Consider the following 20,897-nt stretch of genomic DNA (forward strand, 5'->3'; position numbering starts at 1 on the left):
AAAAAGCCAGATTCAAGAATCTGGCTTTTCAAGCGATATTTTATTTTAAAGTAGCGAGACGTTTGACTACAGCTTCTGCAATTTCCTTACTCGACTGTGGATTTTGTCCGGTAATAATGCGGTCATCCTCAACCACATAAGACGTAAATGGAACCCAGGCACGCTTGTAGTCTGCCCCACGCTGGACCAATCCATTTTCTAAGGAAAAAGGGACTTGGGACTTGATCCCTGAAAGGGTTTCTTCAATATTGGCAAATCCGGTCACGCTTCTACCCGCAATCAAAGCTTTGCCATTTTTGTCCTGTAGTGGCAACAAGCCTCCCACACCATGACAAACAGCAGAGACCACGCCACCTTGCTGGTAAATCTGCTCACTGATTTTTTTCAGGCCCTCATTGTTTGGAAAATCCCACATGGTGCCGTGACCACCAGTATAATAAATGGCCTTATAACGGGATGGATCAATCGCTTTCGGGGCAAGCGTGGTGTTTAAACGTTGCATAAACTTAGGATCGGCTAAATGAGCTTTGGCAGATTTATCCAGATAAATTGGTTTTAAGCTACGCTCATCCAGTGGAACTGCACCACCTTGCGGACTGACAAAATCCATGTCATAACCAGCCGCTTGGGCAATGTCATAAAAGTGGGTAAGTTCGGTTAGCCATAAGCCAGTATGGTCTGAACGGGTGGGGTAAGCTGAGTGGTTGGTCATCACCACCAGAATTTTGCCTAAGGACGTGGCGTGTACATTTTGCCCAAGTTCAGCAGCAAAGACTGGGTTAACCGAAAAGACCAGCATAAATAGGCTGATCCACCACTTTTGAAGATTCCAACGTTGCAACATGACAGGTTCCTCATCAATCACCTGTCAATTATCCTATGCTTAAAGTAGGCTTTAAGGTCAATAGCTTCCTATCCGTTGCTCAGCGAAAAACCATTAGAAAAGATGATGATTATTATTTTTCAGCTTTATCAGCGGTATAATAAAGATTGAGCAGGCGTTGTGCATTTTCTTCACAGGTAATCTCATCTGGCTTGTTATTAATCGCCGTAATCATCATATGAAGATTGTGTTTACTTATGGCCAGTTTCTGTTCTAATTCTTCAATATCCTTAATTTTACTTTCCAGCAAACCGATCAGGATATCGTGATCCCAAGTCGTCACATTCGACGGTAAAAAAGCCTTGATCTCTGTCAGCGAAAAGCCAACCTGTTGTGCTTGCTGGATCAGGAACAATTGTTTCAGATCATTTTCACTATATTCCCGATAGCCATTAGATTTACGTTTAGCCTTGGGTAACAGTTTGATCTGTTCATAGTAACGAATCGTAGGCGTACTTAAACCGCTTTGTTTTGATAATTCGCTAATATTCATTACTGATTTCCTCTTGACATTAAAGCTAACTTTAGACTTATAGTGGGTTAAAAGCAAGACTAAAAATAATGTAAAAGCTGAGGTGAAAAATGTCTAAACGTATCCTGCATGTGGTGACCAATATTGCTCAATATGAAACAGTTGATCGTCCCACAGGTTTATGGCTCGGGGAGTTGACCCATGCCTACGATGAATTTGAAAAACAGGGTTATATTCAGGATATTGTAAGCCCTTTGGGAGGTCACTCTCCAATTGAACCCAAATCACTGGAGCGTTTCGTTGCTGATGCATCTGTTTTAAAGCGCAAAAATGATCCTGCCTTTATGCAGTTGCTGGAAACCACCAAAAAACCTGCCGAGATCAACTGGCAAGATTACGATGTGATCTATTACACCGGTGGGCACGGCGTGATGTGGGATTTTTTAGACAATCCTGAACTGCAACAGATCACCAGCAATATTTATGAACATGGTGGCATCGTTGCCAGTGTCTGTCATGGTTATTGTGGATTGCTCAATGTTCAGCTTGCAAATGGACAATATCTGATTGCCAATAAAAAACTGACCGGTTTTGCCTGGTGTGAAGAAGTACTGGCAGGGGTGGCGAAAAAAGTGCCCTATAATGCCGAACAACTTGCTAAACAACGTGGCGCGAAATATGAAAAGAAACTGATTCCGTTTATGCCAAATGTGGTTCAGGATGGTAAGCTGATTACAGGGCAGAATCCTTTTTCAGCACGTGTGACTGCTTTAGCCATCATTGAAGCATTAGAAAATGCTTAAATGAGCGGATAAATAGCTTAATTGATAGAAAAATAACATGATTTTGTTTACAAAATTACAGATGTAAACGATAATTATTATCAATTAGGTAAAGTTTTATAATTGAATGACACACTCCCTTAATTTCACCAAGAAACACAGTGCAATTCTTGGTGAATCACATCTGAATCAGCCACTTACACAGGGTATGGTCTGTAAACCGTTGTTGTTGGCAACTGCGATAGCGTTATCCATGAATTTAAATGCGGGCCAAAGCGTTGCAGTGCAGCCATTAAGCCATGCCGAAAGCACAGCGTCATTATCAAATAAATCACTTCAGAGTTCGGCCCAAAGTAATGCCCAGAACCAGATTTATCAGATGACACCGATCGTGGTACAGGCCGAAAAAGACGATACCATCCAGTTTGGTCAGAGCGTATTAAACCAGAAAGCCATTGACCGTTATCAAGCCAATAATGTCGCACAATTGCTGGATCATATGCCCAGTGTAGGATCTGCGGGTTCTCCAAGACCAGGTGGGCAGACCATTAATATTTTAGGGATGGGCGGTGTCGAGGATGTTCCGATTACCCTGGATGACTCGGTCAAAAGTTTTGATAAATATCGGCAGGGCTCAGTGTTTATTGAACCCGAAATTTTAAAGAAAATTACGGTCGATAAAGGGCCGCATAATGTTGAAGTTGGTAATGGTGGTTTTGGCGGTAAAGTAACGCTAGAAACCAAGGATGCAACGGATTTACTTGAAGGTGATCAGCAGGTCGGTGCATTTTTAAAGTATTCGCGTTTTTCCAATAACCAGCAAAATACTTATACCGGCGCGGTTTATGCTCAAAGCAACAATGGCCTGGTCGATGGCATGTTTTATTACACCAATCGTGATAGTGGCAATGTGACCCGCCCAGACGGCACAAAATTTTTATACTCCGCCCAAGAACAAAACACCTATCTGGCCAAGCTGAATTTCCATCCAACCGACAGTCAGAAAATCACTTTCAATGCCATGCAAAGCGGGCATGATGGCTGGGAACCTTTTGCTGCCATGCGTGATCAGGATGCAGTACCAACCGAAGCCGATATTAAGAAATATGGCTATGAAGAGGCATGGAAACGCCGTCTGGTTTACCGTGACCAGAAAGATAGCAGCTATTCGATTGGATATGAGTTCAATCCGGCATCCAATCCTTATGTGAACTTTAAAGCCACGGCTTCGTATTCCAAGACAGATCAACATGACCAGCGCTTACCAAGTGTGAATGGATCAGCTGCAACCTTGGGCAATGAAAGCTGGGTCACTTATACCAACACGGCCCTTAAGCTCAGTAATATCAGTGATTTTGAGACTGACTATGGCACACATAAATTAAAAGTCGGTGCGCAATATCAGAAAATGGAGCAGAACTCCCTGATTTACGATAAAACTAACTCGAAAAAGCCAGATTATAATTTTGGTTATTATGAGCCAAATTATATGCCGGCTGGGGATCAGCAGATGCTGAGTGCCTTTGTGGAGGACCAATATCAGATCAATAATGTCACCATTACGCCTTCTATTCGCTACGACCATATTACCAACACGGGTAAACCGAACCGTGCGTCACGCTATAACGACCCTGAAGCAGGACATGATTATTCAAGCAAAACTTATACTGGCTGGTCGCCGCGTTTGGCCTTGGCATGGAAACAGGCCGATTATCTGACCTGGTTTGCCAATATCAGTAAAACCTGGCGTGCACCGCGTGTCGATGAACAATATTATGTACAATCCGCAGTCACCTCTGTGCCATCCACCAGTCGTTATTTATTGCCTGAAAAAATGCTGGCGCTTCGCTTAGGCAATGAAATGAACTTCGATGATGTATTTGCCGAAGATGACCATTTACAAGTTCGCCTGACCTATCATCGTAATCGTGGATCTGATGAAATCTTCCGTAACCGTTCCACCTTCTGCAAAGCACAAGCTGAAAACAATGCCAACGGCGGCAATGGCAGTATCAATGACTGCAATGGAAAATATCCTCATGGTTTTTATCGTAATGTGAATGATTATACGATCAAAGCCTATGAGGCCGAGCTTTTCTATAACCAGCCCATGTGGTTTACCGGGTTAACCTATTCTTATATTCGCGGGCAACGAGATAACTCCCCAGTCAACCCATGGTTTGACCAGAAAACCTGGATGACCGATATTCCACCGAGAAAAGCCACAGCAACTTTGGGCGTGAATGTGCCAGAGCATCACCTAACGATGGGCTGGCGCGGGATTTTTGTGGCGGCACAAGACCGTAGTCTTTCGGACAATGACAAATCTATCGCTGCCTCTTCATTTTCGCTGCCGAAAACCAAGGGTTATTCATTGCATGGTGTCTATGTGGACTGGCAACCTGTAGGGCAGAAAGGGCCTACCTTAAATATGTCGATTGATAACCTGTTTAATCGAGACTACAAGATGTATCTGGGTGAATATATGACTGGCACAGGCCGGGATTATAAATTCAGTATTTCCCAGAAATTTTAACCGTCTCTGTAGACTACACTCATTAAAGCTGAATGCATCACTCAACCGTACAGCGCTTCAACCAGCATGTGGCGCTGTATAAATCAGATGAAGTGGTTGCTGGCTTAAAACTATTAATTAACCAATAGACAAGATTTTTACTTTTTTAAAATTCACTAGTAATTTTAGTTTTCGTTAATATTTCCATCAACATATCAATTAGTTAACATAAAAATCAGAGAAAGCATCAATCCATCTTGACTTTTGTTAATGATAATTATTATCATTTAAATATACATTGTTTGAGTCGGATCATTGTGAACAGAACCCCGCTACTTATAGATGAATTATATAAAAACCATCGTGGCTGGCTTCACCAATGGTTGAGGCAAAAACTGGGTAATACCGAACAAGCGGCTGATCTGGTTCAAGATACATTTATTAAACTTCTACAGACCCGTGATGAACTTTTAGGGATCAAAGAACCGCGTGCCTATCTAACCTCTATTGCCAAGAACTTACTGATTGATCAGGTTCGCCGCAAGCGCATCGAGCAAGCATATCTGGATGGTTTAAGCCAGATGGAATACATGCTGGACGCCGTTGCTTCACCAGAAGACCAGATGCAGATTATTCAGGCGCTTGAACAACTGTGCAAGGCACTGGAAGGAGTGTCTGCCAAAGCCCAGCAGGCGTTTATTCTGCACTATCTGGAAGGCTACACCCATAAAGAAACCGCACAGCAACTGGGTGTATCAAGCAAAATGATCCAAAAGTATCTGGCAAGCTGTCTGGTCCAGTGCTATCAGGCACGACTGCTTATGGATGCGGTATAAATGGCGATAGATCAACCTGATCAGCGTCAACTGGTAGAAGAAGCGGCACTATGGATTGTGCAACTCAGCTCAGATGACGAATCGACACGCCATCATGCTCAATTGAAGTTTAACCAATGGAAACAGCGCAGTCAGCATCATCAGAAAATAGCCGCAGATATTGAGCAATGCATCTATTCGATTCAGATCGTATCTCAAGCCACGCCTGATAAAAAGCTGGTTAAATCTGCGCTTAAGGCCGGGTTGGGCTCTAGCAAAACTTATAAATACCTGCGTGCGGGAAGTGTTTTTTCGCTTGCCTTATTTGCGTTCAGTTGCGGAATATTATTTTTAACGAATTATTCTGTGGCTTATTTGACGGCAGATATTCAAGGGAATACGGCCCAATGGACCGATCAAACCCTGGCAGATGGTTCTCGTCTGATTTTACGTGGAAAGAGTGCCGTCAACATCGATTTTCAGGGCAAGCAACGTGTGATCGAATTAGTACAAGGACAGATCTATATCGATGTAGCCAAAGATCCGCACCGGCCATTGATTGTCAAAACGCCGCATGGCCAGATTCAGGCGCTAGGTACGGCGTTCAGCGTGGACTACTCAACTGAAGCGACGCAGTTAAAAATGTTACATTCCCGGGTACGGGTACATGCGGCCAATGGGTATTCCCAACCCTCTGTCATTATCAACGCAGGGCAGGCTGTAAGTCTGAATCAGCACGGCATACAAGCACTGTCCACAGTCAATATTTATAATGAACAACAAAAGTGGCAGAAACATCAGCTGATGGTAGAAAATTTGCCGCTTGATCAGGTGTTAAAACAACTGGATCAAAACTATAAGGGCAAAATCCTATTTAACTCATCGGCATTACATAAGATTCAAGTCAATGCCGTTTTGCCTTTGGACCAGACCCAGGATTCACTCAAATTATTGGCAAGCGTTTTTCCAGAGATAGAGGTGTATCAAATTACGCCTTATCTGGTTGTCGTTACCACAAAAAATACCCGATGACCGGAATATGGCGGGCATTTATCTATTCATTTTCAAAAAAATTGAATTTTTTTTAAATTCAGGTTCCACTTTTTTCAAAGCTGTTCGTCATAGTAAGTAGAAGCAATTCATTTGGATCATTTTATTCAAACATGTTAAATGATTCTTATTTCGATTTACCGGGGCGGTACAATGAACAACACTGGAAAAGGGAAAATGCAAAATCGGAACTTCTTTCGATTTTCAACACTCGCATTTGCAATACATACGGTGTGTATAGGTAGTTTGACTTTGCCTTTACAACACGCCTATGCGGAAACTGTGGATATAAAGACCTACGATATTCCGGCAGGATCCCTGGCTAATGTATTGAACCAGTTTGCAGAACAATCCGGTACTTCAATTGCCATTGATGCGCAACAGTTAAAAGGACAAAGCAGTTCGGGTTTAAAAGGTAACTTTGCGCTGGAACAAGGCTTTCAACACATTTTAGCCTCTTCAACATTTCATGCCCTAAAAGTCGGCCAAGGCTATACGCTGGCGCCTAACACGACTCAAAATACCCATCGTATCGCTACGCCCGCAACGACATTAATCAATAATACAAGCGCTCAGCAGATTCAAAATGATGAAGTAGCCGTTCGCTTGACTCCGCTTGTGGTCTTTGGTCAGGAAAATCGTGATATTCAGGGCAGCAACAGGGTGTATGATGCCAACCGCTCTTCAGTCTATGCAGGCAAAGACTATATCGAGCGCTTCAAAGGCACCAATCCTGCTGATGTATTACAAGGGATGGTCGGTGTTTATAGTGGCGATGCCCGAAATAGCGGCGCACTGGACCCGAGTGTACGTGGTGTGCAGGGCGTGGGTCGAGTCCCCTTGACCATTGATGGAACGGAACAGTCAATTGCGGTATGGCGTGGCTATAATGGCGTGAATAACCGAAATTATATCGATCCTAACCTGATCGCGGGCATTGAAGTGATTAAAGGCCCGTCCTTAGAACGTAATACCACGACTTCAGTCGGTGGCGGTGTGGTGGTCAAAACCCTGGAAGCGGATGATATCGTTCGCCCCGGTAAAACATTTGGTGCCGAGCTCAAAGTTGAAGGCTCAAGCAACTCAATCGACCCATCGCTTCCGGACATGAGCAAAGTCGGCAAAAATTATGATGATACGACGCCGTGGAACGATGTAAACGGGAAAAAGTACGATCCGGATATCTATAAAAAGAACCGCAGCAGAAATGATAACTTTAACTTCTCTGGCGATGATCTCGCGGGCCGACTGGCACTGGCAATGAAGCAGGACAAATTTGATTTATTGGCAGTTTATGCAGTACGCGAACGCGGCAACTATTTTTCAGGTACACATGGGGCAGGCTATTATAAACGGGCAGAACCCAGTAATAGCCTTGATTTTATTCCTTATTTTGCACATTCATACAAACCGGGCGATGAAGTACCGAACACCTCAAGCCAAATGGAATCGTGGTTATTCAAAGCCAACTATCGCCCAACTGATGATCAGGCACTGAAACTGACCTATCGAGACACCAAAAATAGATTTGGTGAAATTATGCCGTCACGGATTGAATGGGGGCTAACACCTGATATTGGGGTACCGCAATGGCCACTCAGCAATATTCGTTCTAAAGCCTATAGTCTGGAATATAAGTTTAAACCTGAAAATATTCAGTGGGTCGATTTCTATGCCAATATCTGGCAAACCGATACTGAAAGCCAGACCTATACACGCGGTGGCTGGCCAACCACGATTGATTTTCGGGACAACCGCATTATCAATACCGCGATCAGTCATTCTGATAACCGACGCCAGGGCATCACGATCAGTAACAAAGCCAGATTATCCCAACAACTTGATTTAACGCTGGGGGGAAGTTTCTTAAAAGAAAAACTCAGTTCTGATGATATTTACGGTGAATATGGCCCAAGCTATTCCTTATATCAAGCCTTACCGCGTGCAGGCCGCCGTGAAGAAAAGACCTTTGATTTTAATTTTAACTATCGTCCCGCTTCATGGTTAAGTTTTGATGCAGGGATGCGTTATCGCTCCTACTGGGCTTTTGATGACTTCTTGAATAAATCCCTGCGAGAGGGGGTTGATCCTACCTTAAATCCGTTATTTACCAAGAAAAGCAAGCTCAAGGAATACAGTTTTGAATATCAGACCATGCCTGAAAGTTATAGCGCTCAGCAGCAACGCATGCTGGACCGGTTTACTCAACGTTATGCCAGCAGAAATCCAGACTGGGATGGCAAACTGGAAACGGTTCCTGCATCAGAAAGTACATTATATAACCTGATCTGGTCACAGAAAAATACGCTTACCTGGAAAGCAGATGACAACGGTCAGCTAAATTTGGCCGATAATGTATTAGAACGACTGAATGCTTTAGGTCAAAAATATGTGATTACCGGCAGTGGCAATCTAAGCCCGGCAGTGATTGAACAGGTTCCGATTGAAACGGCGCAAAAAGTAAAGGACAGTGGCTGGGCACCTCAGCTTGGCGCCTCCCTGCATTTAACTGACAATAACCGGCTCTATGTCCGTTATGCAGAAGAGTATCGCTTACCTAGCCTATTTGAAAGCACGGTTGGCTTTTCCGCCCTGATGCCTTATCAAGCGATCAAACCCGAACATGCATTTAATTATGAAGTGGGATATGTCTACGACATGCGTGACTGGTTGAGTTCAGCACGAAATGCCGACCTTAAACTGGCGTATTACTACAATAAAACCAAAAACGTGATCGAGCGCAATCAGAACCTGATTTTCACCAATATGGATGAGCAAATGCTTTCAGGGCTGGAACTGCAAAGCCGTTTTGATAATGGCGCTTTCTTCACCGATCTGAGCTTGGCTTATAACCTGAAGAATCAAGTCTGTGACAGCAATAGTGCCATCGATAAAATGATTAACAGCGGCACGGTGCAAACGGATCAGGGGATTCAGTTCCGTGATGCCTATAAACGTTGTGTCGATGATGGTTTTCCGAATGGCTATCTGGTTACCATGTCGACTCCCGAGCTGAGTGCCCATGTGTTGTTGGGCGCACGTTTTCTCGATGAAAGATTAGAGCTGGGTGCGCGTGCAACCTTCTACAAAGGCTATGAAAGTCCGCTGCGTAAAAATAATGATGCAGGGATCAACAAAGGCTATTACCTCAATGTCCCGTTGGCCTGGGATGATACTTGGCTTTTTGATGCTTATGCCCGTTATCAAATCGATACCTATAACACGGTTGAATTTGTGGGCAACAATCTTTCCAACCAGTTCTATATCGATCCTTTAACGCGAAGTGCCATGGCCGCACCCGGCCGTACTTTGAAAGTCAGCTGGACCACCAAGTTTTAACACAGAATTTAATTTCCTCTTTTAAATCAGCGGGAATTAGATAAGCGTAAATAATAGAGTTGAATGATTATTATTTACAAAATAAGGCGTAGTGATCAATTCAACTGCGCATACAACTACACGGATAACAAAATCGTTATCTTTATTGAAACAATAACTTAGCTTTAGAAAAATGGAGTAACAATAAATGAAAATCTCTCAACTGTTCATCGCTCTGGTTGCATGTTCTGCGGTATTCAGCCATGCAGCAATTGAAGGCGCTTCAAGCAACGAAGCAAATATCAAAGTCGGTGCGGCAGCAAATGCCAGTCATAGCGGTGGAACAGCTGCCGTTTCAGTAGAGGCGGCAGGTGCACCTTATAATGCATTCACCGGTTTTAGTTCACTCAAAGGTTTAGCGCAAGCATTTGCTGCACAAGGAACCAGCAATAGCAATATAACTGTGGGTAGCAAGAGCTTTAATATCTCTCATATTCCTGTCTCTGCAATGCCGCCTTCACATAGCGCTTTAGGTAATTTTAACTTTGGCCAAGTCGGCACACAGGAAGTTTATTTCGGTGAATGGTGGAAAGCAGGTGATACGCCTGCCAGCGCAAGCCATACGGTTTATTACGCAGGTGACAATACCAATACCACAGTACCTACCGCAGGGACGGCAACCTATACCGTTGCAGGGATTAATGGTTCAGCGAGCAATCTGTTAACTGGTAATTTCACTGCAAACTTCGGTGCAGGCACGCTCGAAGGATCATTAACCGGTACCGGGACTAGCGTTTCAAACTTAACACTGGATGGCGTGACCTTTAATCCGGGTTCTGCTGCATTTAGCGGTTTTGCAATTGCAAATGGTACCGCCGGCTTAAATGACTCCGGGGCGGTTCAAGGACATTTCTTTGGCGCAAATGCGGCTGCTTTAGCGGGTATCGCGAAATTTGACAATGTGTCTTATAACACGGCATTTGGCGGTGCGAAGAACTAATGGTGGCAAAAGGAATCTACAGCTGTAGATTCCTTTTTCTTGTTTAAGGACAAAGGCTTTTATTTTTTACGGTTGTTATGAACAAAACATTGCTGTGCTGTGTGATTTTACTGGCTGCTTCATCACTCTATGCCGATGATGAGACACAACTTCGCCTTAATCAAAGTCTGGATCAGAATCTGTTCCAGCAACAGCATCAATTACAACAACAAGGCACCATTCGTGACACCGAGAAACTGCCCAGTATCCGTATTAATGGCCAAATTTACGCGGTAGAACAAAATCCGGATGATCTGGCCAAAGCGCTATATCTGGCGGTCATGCAAAAGCAATGGGGCAATGCTGCGATTTACTTAAAACACTATCAGCAGTATCAAGGCTATGATCAGGCTTTAACCGATTTTGCCGAAGCGGCCTTGGCGCGCGCTCAGGGAAAGCTCAAATTAGCCGAACAAAAATTTCAAAGCAGTCTTAATCAACAACCCAATAATCTGATTTGTGAACTCGAGTTAGCGCGCGTGCTGTTTGAACAGCAGAAGAATAAACAAGCAGCACGCCTTTTTACATCGATTCAGGACAAGCTAGGGCAGAGCAATGGTGCAATGATCCCACCAGAAGTCCATCAAACGGTTGATCTGTTCGTCAAAGCACTTGATCAGCGGGATTCGTGGCAAGGCAGTGTCGCAATTGGCCCATCCTATGCCACAAATCTGAATAGCTCTTCTGAACAAAGCAAAACATGGACCTTGTATGGCATTGATGACAAGGGCAAGGCGACTCCAATTCAGGAAATTACCCGTGGCAGTCCCAAAGCAGCATCAGCAACAGGGGTTGACTATGAGGCCAGTCTAATCAAGCGCTTTTCTCTCTACGGCAATCATGGGATTTCTTTACGCGGCTTAGCATTTGGGCAATTCTATGCTGATCATGCGCTCTATAACGAATCCACCCTGAATATCAATGCAGGCTATAGTTTTTTTGATTTAAAAAATCAAATCACCATTGCACCGCTATTTGAACATAAACGTTATGCCAATGATGATTTATACAATGCATGGGGAGCACGTACTGAATGGATGCGATTTCTAGCACCAGACAAAGCCTTCAAGCTTGAAGCTGAAATCAAGGATCTGGACTATCAAAAGTATAAAAACCTAGATGGTAAAGAAAGCTCGGCAATGTTTACATTCTGGAAAATTCTACCGCAGCAATGGACACTTTTTAGCGGACTGGATGTACTGGACCATGACACCCAGGAAAAATATATGGCGGCTTACCAGCAACAAGGCATCCGTCTAGGACTGAGCAAATCCTGGAAAGCAGGTTTGAATACCACGCTATTAACCTCATACCGCTGGCGGCAGTTTGACCGCTACGTCGAGACCTTTGCTGCACGTCGCCATGATTTTGAACAGAATTATACCCTGGTTGTACAAATGCCACGGTTTAAGTTTTATAGTATGACGCCGAATTTGACCTATCGCTACAATCATAATGACAGTAATGTCGACTGGCTCTATTCCTACGATAAACACAATATCAGCTTAAAGCTGGAACATCGTTTTTAGGAGAGCGTGATGAAATCAAAATCCCAGTCGCTCTCTTATGCATGGACTTCAACATTCGCCTCCAGAGCGGCCTTGATTCATTCATACCCTAAATCAGTCATTAGCTTGCTAGTCATTGTGCTGCATCTTCTAGCCATATGGTTTCTCAGCCATTTTATTGAACCTTATAGCTTGGCAACTTCACCCAAAGTGAATGCGCTCAAGGTGCACTTCGTCTCCTTGTCACCGGCAGAACAAGAGTCTCCTCATACATCGGCTCAAATTGCGCGTACTCAACCACCAGCAGCGCAACATGTAAAACCACAATCTACCCGTCCTCGCATAGATAAACAGGACAGCAACGAGCAGAAGATTCTGGTCAGTCATAATGCTTCGCATAGCGTGTCCAACAAACAATTGAATAAACAACAACATGCTGACGCATCCCCACCAACCCAAACGCTTGCTGTTCAAACCATGGAAAATAAAACGGCGAAATCACATTTACAGACTGAACCATCCTCTACTGCCGTTAATTCACATCAGCAAATACCTCAAGCAGATGCGGGAGAAAAGCACGACCTCTCTGCTGGCGTAAAAGTGCCTGCAGCACAACAGCAGCTTAGCCGGGCAGCTGACAGCCAGGTTGAACGTAATGCACCTATGCAAGTCAGTCATGTCGAGGTTCTCAGTTTTGGCAAGTTTGTCTACGACGATCGGGAACTGAGACAACAAACCCGCATGGTGGAGTTACGTTTACACATCAATGAAAACGGGCAGCCAATCGATATTCAGTTAAAACAAAGTTCAGGTATTGCCAGTTTAGATCAGCGCGTTCTAAACGCAGCCCGTCAGTCCAGATTCAAACCCTACACAGTCAATGGCCGAACAGTGGCTATTGTCGTCGATTTTCCAGTGCAACTTAAACTCAGTCGGGATCGTTAACCGATGAGCAATATTCTTTCTTCAGGAGAATGATCATGAACGCAGTCACAGAACCAATGGTCGCCAACAGCCTTTCGCAGCGTTTAAAGCAAGAAACGGCAGCAGAGCATGAACGGATGCATCGCCTGATGGCACAGGCCGATGTATTTGCCAACAAGGAAAAATATGCGCAATTCACCTTGTCACAATACTATTTCCAGCAGGAAATTGAACATCTTTTTGAACAGGAAGGTGTGGCTGGACTTATTCCAGACCTCGGTATTCGTGGTCGTTCTTTACAGGCTTTTGAAGATTTGCAGGACTTGGGTATTCAACCGGCAGGACAAGCGCTACAAAGTGCAACCGTCAAATTACCTGAAGCCTTAGGCTGGATTTATGTCTCGGAAGGTTCAACCTTGGGCGCCGCTTTCTTATTTAAAGAAGCGCAAAAACGCTTAGGCTTCTCTGAAACCTTTGCTGCTCGTAATCTGGCTGCTTATCCGGAAGGACGTGCCAAGGTTTGGAAACGTTTTGTTCAGGCACTTGACGATACGGATTTTGACCCAGCATTACAGGATCGCGTGGTACAAGGTGCTTTGGATGCATTTGGCTATTTTGGAAAGGCCTTAAACCAGCTGGACGAATTGAAATAAGCAGGTGACTTAAGGATGAGCAGGTATGGAGAATATTGATCGCATGAATCATGATGTGAATAGCAAGGTTGTGTCACAACCCTCACAGCCGGCAAGCAAATTAGCACGCTCGGTCTGGTGGCGATTACTCTTTATCTGTCTGGCCTGGTTATGTATTGCACTCGGCATACTTGGAATTTTTATTCCAGGTCTGCCGACGGTTGATTTTATATTATTGGCAGTTTTCTTTGCAGCCAGAGGCTCAGAAAAACTGCATCAATGGTTCCTTAATCATCGCTTTATCGGGCCTATGCTCAAAGAATGGCAGCACAACCGCCGCATTCCCAAAAAAGCCAAATACATGTCAACCGTGAGTATGAGCATTGCTGCAGTCATCATGCTCTGGACCATTCCACATCCGTGGCTGGTCTATCCTTTAATTGCCTGTATGGCTGCGGTGTTGATCTGGATGTGGAGCAGGGATCATGGTCGCTAATCCTGTGTATTATCCAAATGTTCTATCTGGCCTGAGGAAATAACATCTGGCTCAGAGGATGCAGCATTTAGCTGCTTCGACATAATTTTATCGCTCCAACTCATTTATCGAGTGATTCGATTTCAGATTAATTAATATCAACCAGTAGCACACTGCTGGAATCAAGGCGATAAAGAACGCAAAGATATCATCATAGAGCACGCCCCATTGTTTTGGCAGTTGGCCGGTATGGCTCCATTCCAGAACAATAAACAAAGGGGCTGCAATCAATAATGCACTCAGACAAATCATAAAAAAATTCAGGCACCGATAGTGGTTTAAGCCGAGTGACAATAACAAGGAGAAAGGAACGGTTAAAATGCAATAGGCGAGATAAACCAGAAAATGTCCAACTAAAAATCATAAATAGTGAATAAGGTTTAAATTCACTATTCAGCAAGATAAACAGCAAGGCCATAAACACTAATAAAGGAATCGGCGCCAATAAAAGCACATAGAGTATGGTCTTGGTCTTATATTTCAATCAAATACCCTCGACCGCCTCAAGGTTACGTATTGCATAATTTTAATACATATTGCGTAACGCCATTTGCTCTGCTAGTCTTTTTTCGCTTTCTCTCAAAATATGTCAACTCAGGATAATATACAAGAGATTAAAAAATCGAATAATCATAAGGAATATGGACATGTTCAAGGATACGCACGCCACGTTGCATTCCTCAAAAAAAGCAGCAGTGATCACCTTACTACTTTGTTTTCTGTTTGCCATTATCGAAGGTTTTGATTTGCAGTCGATGGGCGTTGCTGCACCCAGAATGAAAGCAGAAATGTTACTGAGCAGTACCGAGATGGGCTGGGTGTTTAGTGCAGCGGTGCTCGGTACTTTACCTGGCGCCATGCTTGCAGGAAGACTGGCCGATTCAATTGGGCGTAAGAAAGTATTCATTAGCTGTATTCTGATTTTTGGCGTGATGTCATTACTGACACCTTTTACCCAACAACTGAACAGCTTGCTTCTGGTGAGATTTCTGACCGGATTAGGCATGGGTGGGGCATTACCGCTTGTAATTACCATGGTGTCCGAGGCGGTGAGTGAAAAATATAAGGCCACAGCAGTGAGTGCCATGTATTGTGGTATGCCGATTGGTGGAGTGCTCACTTCCGTGGTGGCTTTGTCACTGACTGCCGATCATGAATGGCGGCATATCTTTTATTTCGGTGGCATCGCACCTTTATTACTTGTCCCTATTCTGATTGTCTTTTTACCTGAATCGAAAGCCTATCTAAATAAAACAGCAAACAGTCCGGCAACACGCCCAAGTTTGATGACGGTCCTATTTGCGAAACCCCGTATACTGATTACGTCCAGTTTATGGTTGAGTTTCTTCGGCACACTTCTGGTATTAGCGCTATTCCAGAACTGGTTACCGACCCTCATTTCTGGATTAGGTCTGAATAAAGCACAAGCCAGTTATATCCAGATTGGCTTTAATCTGGGCGGTTCGATTGGCATCCTGATTTTGGGCTTTATGCTGGACCGGTTAAATAAATTCCTGATTGTTGCAGGTGTTTATACCGGCATTCTGATTTCACTGATCGGACTGGCTTATTCCAATAGTGCATTTAGCTTCACCTTATTCGCCAGTGGATGCGGTATGTTTGTGATTGGTTGCCAGTCGATTTTATATACTTTGGCAGCCAAGTATTATCCAACAGAGATGCGGGGAACCGGCGTCGGTGCTGCTGTTGCTATTGGCAGGATCGGTGCCTTTTCTGGTCCATTAGTGGCGGGCTATTTACTGGGAACCGGACAAAGTGAAATTGTGGTGATTGCCTCAAGTATTCCGATGATTTTATTGGCTGCCATCTCGGCACTGATCTTACTTCGTAAACCGACACATTCAACCGAAGACAAAGACGCGCTTAAGGTCTTGACCCTGTGATTTGATTTTTAGACTTTGTTATCACCGCAATATCAGGGAATAGCCATGCTATTTCCTTTTTTATTTTAGCCCGTTTAATGGCAGTACCTCGATAATGCGGCATTACATTGTGTTTTGGCGTATCGGTATAATAAAATAATGCCGATTTTAGGATGAACCGATAGGAAAAGTAGGATGTATAAGGCGATTTTCTTTGATATTGATGATACCTTGCTGAATTTTAGCGTGGCCAATCGCTCGGCATTTGTAAAATCCTTCGGAGAATTTAATTTACATCATGATGATCTGACCTATACCACTTATAAACACATTAACCATCTTTTATGGGAAAGACAGAAGTTAGGTGAAATTACGGTACAGGACGTAATTAATAACCGCTTTAAACAACTATTTACTGCTTTGAAAGTGGATATTAATCACGATCATTTTCGCGATACCTTTCAAGGCAATCTGGCCAAAGAACATACCCTTGAAGAGGGTGCCGCAGAAGCAATTCAATATTTAAGCCAAAAATATAAACTCTTCGCCGCCTCGAATAGCATTCTGCTTCAGCAAAAGGCACGTTTACACTTGGCCGGTCTATTGCCACATTTCTCTGATCTGTATGTATCTGATGATGTCGGTTATGAAAAACCTGATCAGCGTTTTTTCCAGACCTGTTTAGCCAGAAGTAAGATTGCCAAAGAAGAAATTCTTTTTATTGGTGACAGTCTTGAAGCAGACATCAAGGGTGCCTCTTCATGTGAAATTCCAACCTGCTGGTACAATCCCAAACAAATCAAGAATGAACAGGATCTGAATATCACGTATACCATTCAACATCTGTCCGACCTGACTCAGATTCTATAAAACAAAAACTTGCCATTGTTGTTAAAGGTTCAAGGGGCAGGGTGTGGATAGTGAATAATATTGTGCATGATCACACTCTGTTCACCCGTATTGGCATAGGTATGGGGAATATCGGCGTGAAAGCGGATCGATTCTCCAGCTGCCACCGTGTGATTAACCCCTTCAAGCTGTAGCTGCAATACCCCAGCAAATACAATGATATGTTCAATCACGCCTGCTTCATGCGGGCTGGATTCACTGCTTGCGCCGGGCAGTAATTCAATCTTTAGCACATCCATGCGAAGTTGCTCATCAAAAGCAATCAGGGGACTGACCCGCATGCCTGAATGATCCTGTTCAAAAACAGGTAAGTCTCTGAAATGATGGATTTCCGGTGCGGTTTGAGATTGTCCACCTTCAAGAAAAGTCGAAAATGCAATATTGAATCCGGTCGCGATTTTCCAGAGCGTTGCTACCGTCGGACTCGACTTGCCCAGCTCGATTTGACCGAGCATTGCTTTACTGACACCGGTCAATTCAGCAGTTTGGCTTAAACTCAAACCGCGCTCGGTTCTCAAGCTTTTTAAAGCTTCAGCAACATTGGGTGGAATATCTTGCATAAATAAACGTCTTCTTGAATAAAAATGATTGTCCGTTATAACAGACGATGATACTTTAGTCACTCTACCTTCATTCTTCAGTAAAGTATTCCCTATGCGTAACTTAGCATTTTTTAGGTCTTCCTCACCAGCCATGATTATGACCGGGCTTGTGGCAGTGCTGGTCGGCTATGCCAGTTCTTTGGCCATTATTTTACAGGCGCTGGAAAGGGCGGGACTGGATGCTTCGCAAACAGGAAGCTGGCTGATGATGCTGGGCATCGGCATGGGCATCACCAGTATCGGATTGTCACTCTATTATCGTACCCCGATTTTAACGGCGTGGTCGACACCCGGGATTGCCTTGCTTGCCACCAGCCTGACTGGTGTCAGTATCAATGAAGTGGTGGGTGTGTTTATCTTTGCTTCAGGTCTGATGCTGTTATGTGGCGCGACAGGTATTTTTGCCAAGCTGATGAACTATATTCCACGCTCGATTGCTTCTGCCATGCTGGCAGGCATTCTGTTACGTTTTGGTTTAAGTACATTCGAAGCCTTACAGGTCAATTTTACCCTGTGTCTTGCCATGTTGGCGGCGTTTGTATTGACCCGACGCTGGTTCCCACTCTATGCCATTATTGCAACGCTGATTACCGGAATTGTTGTGGCAGGGATCAGCGGAGACCTGCATTTTACCCAGACCGGTAATGTGTTCACGCTGCCCACCTTCGTCCAGCCGCAGTTCACCATGACCACGCTGATTGGTGTCGGGATTCCATTTTTTATCGTTTCGCTGGCATCGCAAAATGCACCAGGTATTGCGATCTTGCAGGCCAGTGGTTATACACCTAAAACCTCTATGTTGCTGGTCTGTACCTCTCTAACCGCGATTATTTTAGCGCCGTGGGGTGGTTTTAGTATCTGTATCGCAGCCATTACCGCAGCGCTTTGTATGGCGCCTGATGTTCATCCTAATCCGGCAAAACGTTATATTGCATCGACTTGGGCCGGTATTTTTTACTTAATCGCCGGGATTTTTGGCGGCGCCATTTTTATATTGTTTAATGGCTTACCAAGCGTATTAATCCATATTCTGGCTGGACTGGCATTATTGACAACCTTGATGAACAGTCTGCATCAATCATTAGTAGACGAACAGGGCCGCGATGCAGCGATGATCTGTTTTCTTCTCACCGCATCAGGCATCACCTTACTAGGAATTGGTTCAGCGTTTTGGGGCCTGGTCGGCGGGATTATTGCCTATCAGATTCTGGTGAAACCGGCCCGATAATATCGGATATTGTTGCAGGATCTGTTATATATAAAAAGCGATTATTAATTAAATATAATCGCTTTTTTACTGTGCAATCTTAGGTTAAATAGGTGAGGATAGAGTTATAGAATTTTTTTAAATTTTATAAAAAATACCGCCAGGAAAAACGAGCTCGATTATCCTTGTTTATAATATAAAAAGCTTAAATAAGACCTGCTTCACACAATAATTTAATTATGTATATTATCTTACTTAATTTATTTTATTTCATACAATCAATATTTTATTGATATTTTCATATCATTTTGCAGTACATATATAAATTAAAGCAAATGAATTGTTGTATTTGTAGCAGCAGTCCGACATAAAAGTTTTTTATATGCTAGGCTGTTTAGTTTTTCTTAAGAAATGCGTTCAAATGGATTTAAAGCAGAAGTATGAAACAGGCCGGTTTTATTGGTCATTTTTATTACCGCGATACTGGGCGATATGGATTTGCCTGACTATTTTAATGTTATTTGCAATATTACCTTGGGCGGTACAATGGCGACTCGCTGACGCTTTATCAAAACTGGCCTGGAAAGTTTTAAAATCCAGACGAAAAACCACCTTAAGAAATTTCGAGCTCTGCTTTCCTGAAAAAAGCCAGCAACAAAGAGAAGCTGAAGCGAAGCAGGTGTTTTTCAATATGATGATCGGCTTGTTTGAGGCCCTGAATGCCTGGTACAGCCCGAAGTGGTATCGAAACCGCATTCATATTCATGGCTTGGAGCACATTTCACAAGCACGAGAGACCGGTATTCTGTTATTGGGTTCGCACACTACCTTGCTGGATGCGGGAGGTTATGTCAGCAGTTGCTTCTTCGATCTTGATGTGGTGTATCGTCCACAAAACAATCCTTTGTTAGATATGCTGATCAGCCGCTCACGTGCCACCATTTATAAAAATCAAATCTCCAAAAATGATATGAAAGGTTTAATTAGCAATCTGAAACAGGGGCGGGCAATCTGGTATAGCCCAGATCAGGATTTCGGTCTAAAACAAGGTGTAATGGCACCGTTCTTTAATGTTCAGGCCGCGACCGTAACGGCGCATCGCCGTCTGATGAATATTTCCAAAGTCCCCGCGATTCCTTTATTTTTCTATCGAAAAGGTGATATTCGTAATCCTCAATATCACATTTTACTTGAACCTCGCTTAGAAAATTTTCCGAGTCGGGATGAAGTTGCCGATGCCACCAAAGTGAATCTGATTATTGAAAACCAGATCAGCATGTATCCAACCCAGTATATGTGGTTTCACCGAAGATTTAAAACCAGAGCATTAGGCGAGGCTACGCTATATTCATAATCGGGTCGTCTCTAATTTATTATTGATATCAACAATAAAAAAACCGACCGCCAATCCATTATGGCGGTCGGTTTTTTATAAGCACACTCAAATACTTTAGATCATCGAGTGGCTTATATCGCTTGCCACTGCTGCTTAACTTCTTCAGAGTTTTTAATCAGAATGACTTTGTCATCTTTGACTTCACCAATCCAGGCTGTCGGGATCAGGTGATGCTGATCGTTTTCATCACGCGTCAATTTAAGTTGGCTGTCACCCTCGAGATGGTCAACTGTTCCCACTTTGGTGCCACAAGACGCAATTACATCAGAATGTTTTTTAATATCTTGAATATTTAAAGTACTCATTTCTAAACCTCTTCTATAAGTATCACAACACGGTAGTCACTAAGCTACTGCATATTTTCGGGTAATTGTTGGGTTTTAAATAAACCTTACAGGATGGTTTTATAGTTTCACCTAAACCTATC

At 43.6% G+C, this 20,897-nt stretch carries 18 protein-coding genes and 1 pseudogene; 14 read left to right on the plus strand and 5 right to left on the minus strand.

What is annotated here, in order from left to right:
- Positions 1-40: 40 nt before the first annotated feature.
- Entirely contained in the window at positions 41-844 is an 804-nt protein-coding gene (locus MSG93_RS05330) for a type 1 glutamine amidotransferase domain-containing protein (RefSeq protein WP_324620865.1), read from the minus strand.
- Between the two features lie 112 nt (positions 845-956).
- On the minus strand, positions 957-1,376 hold the full coding sequence (locus MSG93_RS05335; protein WP_324620866.1) for a MerR family transcriptional regulator: 420 nt from the start codon (positions 1,374-1,376) through the stop codon (positions 957-959).
- An 89-nt stretch (positions 1,377-1,465) separates the two neighbouring features.
- Here MSG93_RS05335 and MSG93_RS05340 point away from each other — a divergent pair, with 89 nt between their 5' ends.
- From MSG93_RS05340 to MSG93_RS05385, 10 genes are all read left to right on the plus strand, one after another.
- A complete protein-coding gene (locus tag MSG93_RS05340) occupies positions 1,466-2,158 on the plus strand; it encodes a type 1 glutamine amidotransferase domain-containing protein (RefSeq protein WP_324620867.1) in 693 nt (230 codons plus the stop codon).
- Between the two features lie 106 nt (positions 2,159-2,264).
- The gene (locus tag MSG93_RS05345) at positions 2,265-4,673 is read left to right on the plus strand and encodes a TonB-dependent hemoglobin/transferrin/lactoferrin family receptor (protein ID WP_420714295.1); all 2,409 of its coding nucleotides are present in this window, start codon (positions 2,265-2,267) and stop codon (positions 4,671-4,673) included.
- Positions 4,674-4,969: 296 nt separating this feature from the next.
- A complete protein-coding gene (locus MSG93_RS05350) occupies positions 4,970-5,488 on the plus strand; it encodes a sigma-70 family RNA polymerase sigma factor (protein WP_032872596.1) in 519 nt (172 codons plus the stop codon).
- Positions 5,489-6,499 (plus strand): FecR family protein, encoded by a 1,011-nt coding sequence (locus MSG93_RS05355; RefSeq protein ID WP_324620868.1) that lies wholly within the window; start codon positions 5,489-5,491, stop codon positions 6,497-6,499.
- Positions 6,500-6,694: 195 nt separating this feature from the next.
- Positions 6,695-9,856: a TonB-dependent receptor gene (locus tag MSG93_RS05360; protein ID WP_324620869.1), complete on the plus strand. Its 3,162-nt coding sequence runs from the start codon at positions 6,695-6,697 to the stop codon at positions 9,854-9,856.
- Positions 9,857-10,043: 187 nt separating this feature from the next.
- A complete protein-coding gene (locus MSG93_RS05365; RefSeq protein WP_032872591.1) occupies positions 10,044-10,835 on the plus strand; it encodes a Slam-dependent surface lipoprotein in 792 nt (263 codons plus the stop codon).
- A gap of 77 nt (positions 10,836-10,912) precedes the next feature.
- Positions 10,913-12,403 (plus strand): surface lipoprotein assembly modifier, encoded by a 1,491-nt coding sequence (locus MSG93_RS05370; RefSeq protein ID WP_420714296.1) that lies wholly within the window; start codon positions 10,913-10,915, stop codon positions 12,401-12,403.
- A 9-nt stretch (positions 12,404-12,412) separates the two neighbouring features.
- On the plus strand, positions 12,413-13,327 hold the full coding sequence (locus MSG93_RS05375) for a TonB family protein (RefSeq protein ID WP_324620870.1): 915 nt from the start codon (positions 12,413-12,415) through the stop codon (positions 13,325-13,327).
- A gap of 32 nt (positions 13,328-13,359) precedes the next feature.
- The gene (locus tag MSG93_RS05380) at positions 13,360-13,959 is read left to right on the plus strand and encodes a biliverdin-producing heme oxygenase (protein WP_324621025.1); all 600 of its coding nucleotides are present in this window, start codon (positions 13,360-13,362) and stop codon (positions 13,957-13,959) included.
- A 25-nt stretch (positions 13,960-13,984) separates the two neighbouring features.
- Complete coding sequence (locus MSG93_RS05385) at positions 13,985-14,434, plus strand: YbaN family protein (RefSeq protein ID WP_005230506.1); 450 nt, start codon at positions 13,985-13,987, stop codon at positions 14,432-14,434.
- Between the two features lie 87 nt (positions 14,435-14,521).
- Here MSG93_RS05385 and MSG93_RS05390 read toward each other — a convergent pair.
- Positions 14,522-14,957 (minus strand): annotated as a pseudogene (locus tag MSG93_RS05390) (hypothetical protein).
- A gap of 163 nt (positions 14,958-15,120) precedes the next feature.
- Here MSG93_RS05390 and mhpT point away from each other — a divergent pair.
- Both mhpT and MSG93_RS05400 read left to right on the plus strand, forming a co-directional pair.
- Positions 15,121-16,377 carry a 3-(3-hydroxy-phenyl)propionate transporter MhpT gene (gene mhpT / locus MSG93_RS05395; RefSeq protein WP_324620871.1) on the plus strand — a complete coding sequence of 419 codons (1,257 nt, stop codon included), beginning with the start codon at positions 15,121-15,123 and terminating at the stop codon, positions 16,375-16,377.
- 174 nt (positions 16,378-16,551) lie between these two features.
- On the plus strand, positions 16,552-17,226 hold the full coding sequence (locus MSG93_RS05400; RefSeq protein ID WP_324620872.1) for a YjjG family noncanonical pyrimidine nucleotidase: 675 nt from the start codon (positions 16,552-16,554) through the stop codon (positions 17,224-17,226).
- 29 nt (positions 17,227-17,255) lie between these two features.
- On the opposite strand, the gene MSG93_RS05405 is transcribed toward MSG93_RS05400, so the two are convergent.
- Positions 17,256-17,825 (minus strand): XRE family transcriptional regulator, encoded by a 570-nt coding sequence (locus MSG93_RS05405; RefSeq protein ID WP_324620873.1) that lies wholly within the window; start codon positions 17,823-17,825, stop codon positions 17,256-17,258.
- Positions 17,826-17,919: 94 nt separating this feature from the next.
- Between MSG93_RS05405 and MSG93_RS05410 the strand changes: the two genes are divergently transcribed.
- Positions 17,920-19,095, plus strand: coding sequence for a benzoate/H(+) symporter BenE family transporter (locus tag MSG93_RS05410; protein ID WP_324620874.1), 1,176 nt, complete (start codon positions 17,920-17,922; stop codon positions 19,093-19,095).
- A 400-nt stretch (positions 19,096-19,495) separates the two neighbouring features.
- Positions 19,496-20,428, plus strand: a complete 933-nt coding sequence (locus tag MSG93_RS05415) for a lauroyl acyltransferase (protein ID WP_324620875.1) — start codon at positions 19,496-19,498, stop codon at positions 20,426-20,428.
- Positions 20,429-20,541: 113 nt separating this feature from the next.
- On the opposite strand, the gene MSG93_RS05420 is transcribed toward MSG93_RS05415, so the two are convergent.
- Positions 20,542-20,775 (minus strand): DUF2171 domain-containing protein, encoded by a 234-nt coding sequence (locus tag MSG93_RS05420; RefSeq protein ID WP_005230470.1) that lies wholly within the window; start codon positions 20,773-20,775, stop codon positions 20,542-20,544.
- Between the last annotated feature and the right edge of the window lie 122 nt (positions 20,776-20,897).

Source organism: Acinetobacter sp. IK40, assembly GCF_035615075.1.
Classification (GTDB): Bacteria; Pseudomonadota; Gammaproteobacteria; order Pseudomonadales; family Moraxellaceae; genus Acinetobacter; species Acinetobacter courvalinii.

Excerpts from the sequence above, each read along its gene's own strand:
- MSG93_RS05375 (WP_324620870.1), top strand. The coding sequence starts at position 12,413 with ATGAAATCAAAATCCCAGTCGCTCTCTTATGCATGGACTTCAACATTC.
- MSG93_RS05400 (WP_324620872.1), top strand. The coding sequence starts at position 16,552 with ATGTATAAGGCGATTTTCTTTGATATTGATGATACCTTGCTGAATTTT.
- MSG93_RS05420 (WP_005230470.1), bottom strand. The coding sequence starts at position 20,775 with ATGAGTACTTTAAATATTCAAGATATTAAAAAACATTCTGATGTAATT.
- mhpT (WP_324620871.1), top strand. The coding sequence starts at position 15,121 with ATGTTCAAGGATACGCACGCCACGTTGCATTCCTCAAAAAAAGCAGCA.
- MSG93_RS05365 (WP_032872591.1), top strand. The coding sequence starts at position 10,044 with ATGAAAATCTCTCAACTGTTCATCGCTCTGGTTGCATGTTCTGCGGTA.
- MSG93_RS05330 (WP_324620865.1), bottom strand. The coding sequence starts at position 844 with ATGTTGCAACGTTGGAATCTTCAAAAGTGGTGGATCAGCCTATTTATG.
- MSG93_RS05405 (WP_324620873.1), bottom strand. The coding sequence starts at position 17,825 with ATGCAAGATATTCCACCCAATGTTGCTGAAGCTTTAAAAAGCTTGAGA.
- MSG93_RS05335 (WP_324620866.1), bottom strand. The coding sequence starts at position 1,376 with ATGAATATTAGCGAATTATCAAAACAAAGCGGTTTAAGTACGCCTACG.
- MSG93_RS05385 (WP_005230506.1), top strand. The coding sequence starts at position 13,985 with ATGGAGAATATTGATCGCATGAATCATGATGTGAATAGCAAGGTTGTG.
- MSG93_RS05355 (WP_324620868.1), top strand. The coding sequence starts at position 5,489 with ATGGCGATAGATCAACCTGATCAGCGTCAACTGGTAGAAGAAGCGGCA.
- MSG93_RS05410 (WP_324620874.1), top strand. The coding sequence starts at position 17,920 with ATGCGTAACTTAGCATTTTTTAGGTCTTCCTCACCAGCCATGATTATG.
- MSG93_RS05345 (WP_420714295.1), top strand. The coding sequence starts at position 2,265 with ATGACACACTCCCTTAATTTCACCAAGAAACACAGTGCAATTCTTGGT.
- MSG93_RS05360 (WP_324620869.1), top strand. The coding sequence starts at position 6,695 with ATGCAAAATCGGAACTTCTTTCGATTTTCAACACTCGCATTTGCAATA.
- MSG93_RS05415 (WP_324620875.1), top strand. The coding sequence starts at position 19,496 with ATGGATTTAAAGCAGAAGTATGAAACAGGCCGGTTTTATTGGTCATTT.
- MSG93_RS05340 (WP_324620867.1), top strand. The coding sequence starts at position 1,466 with ATGTCTAAACGTATCCTGCATGTGGTGACCAATATTGCTCAATATGAA.
- MSG93_RS05370 (WP_420714296.1), top strand. The coding sequence starts at position 10,913 with ATGAACAAAACATTGCTGTGCTGTGTGATTTTACTGGCTGCTTCATCA.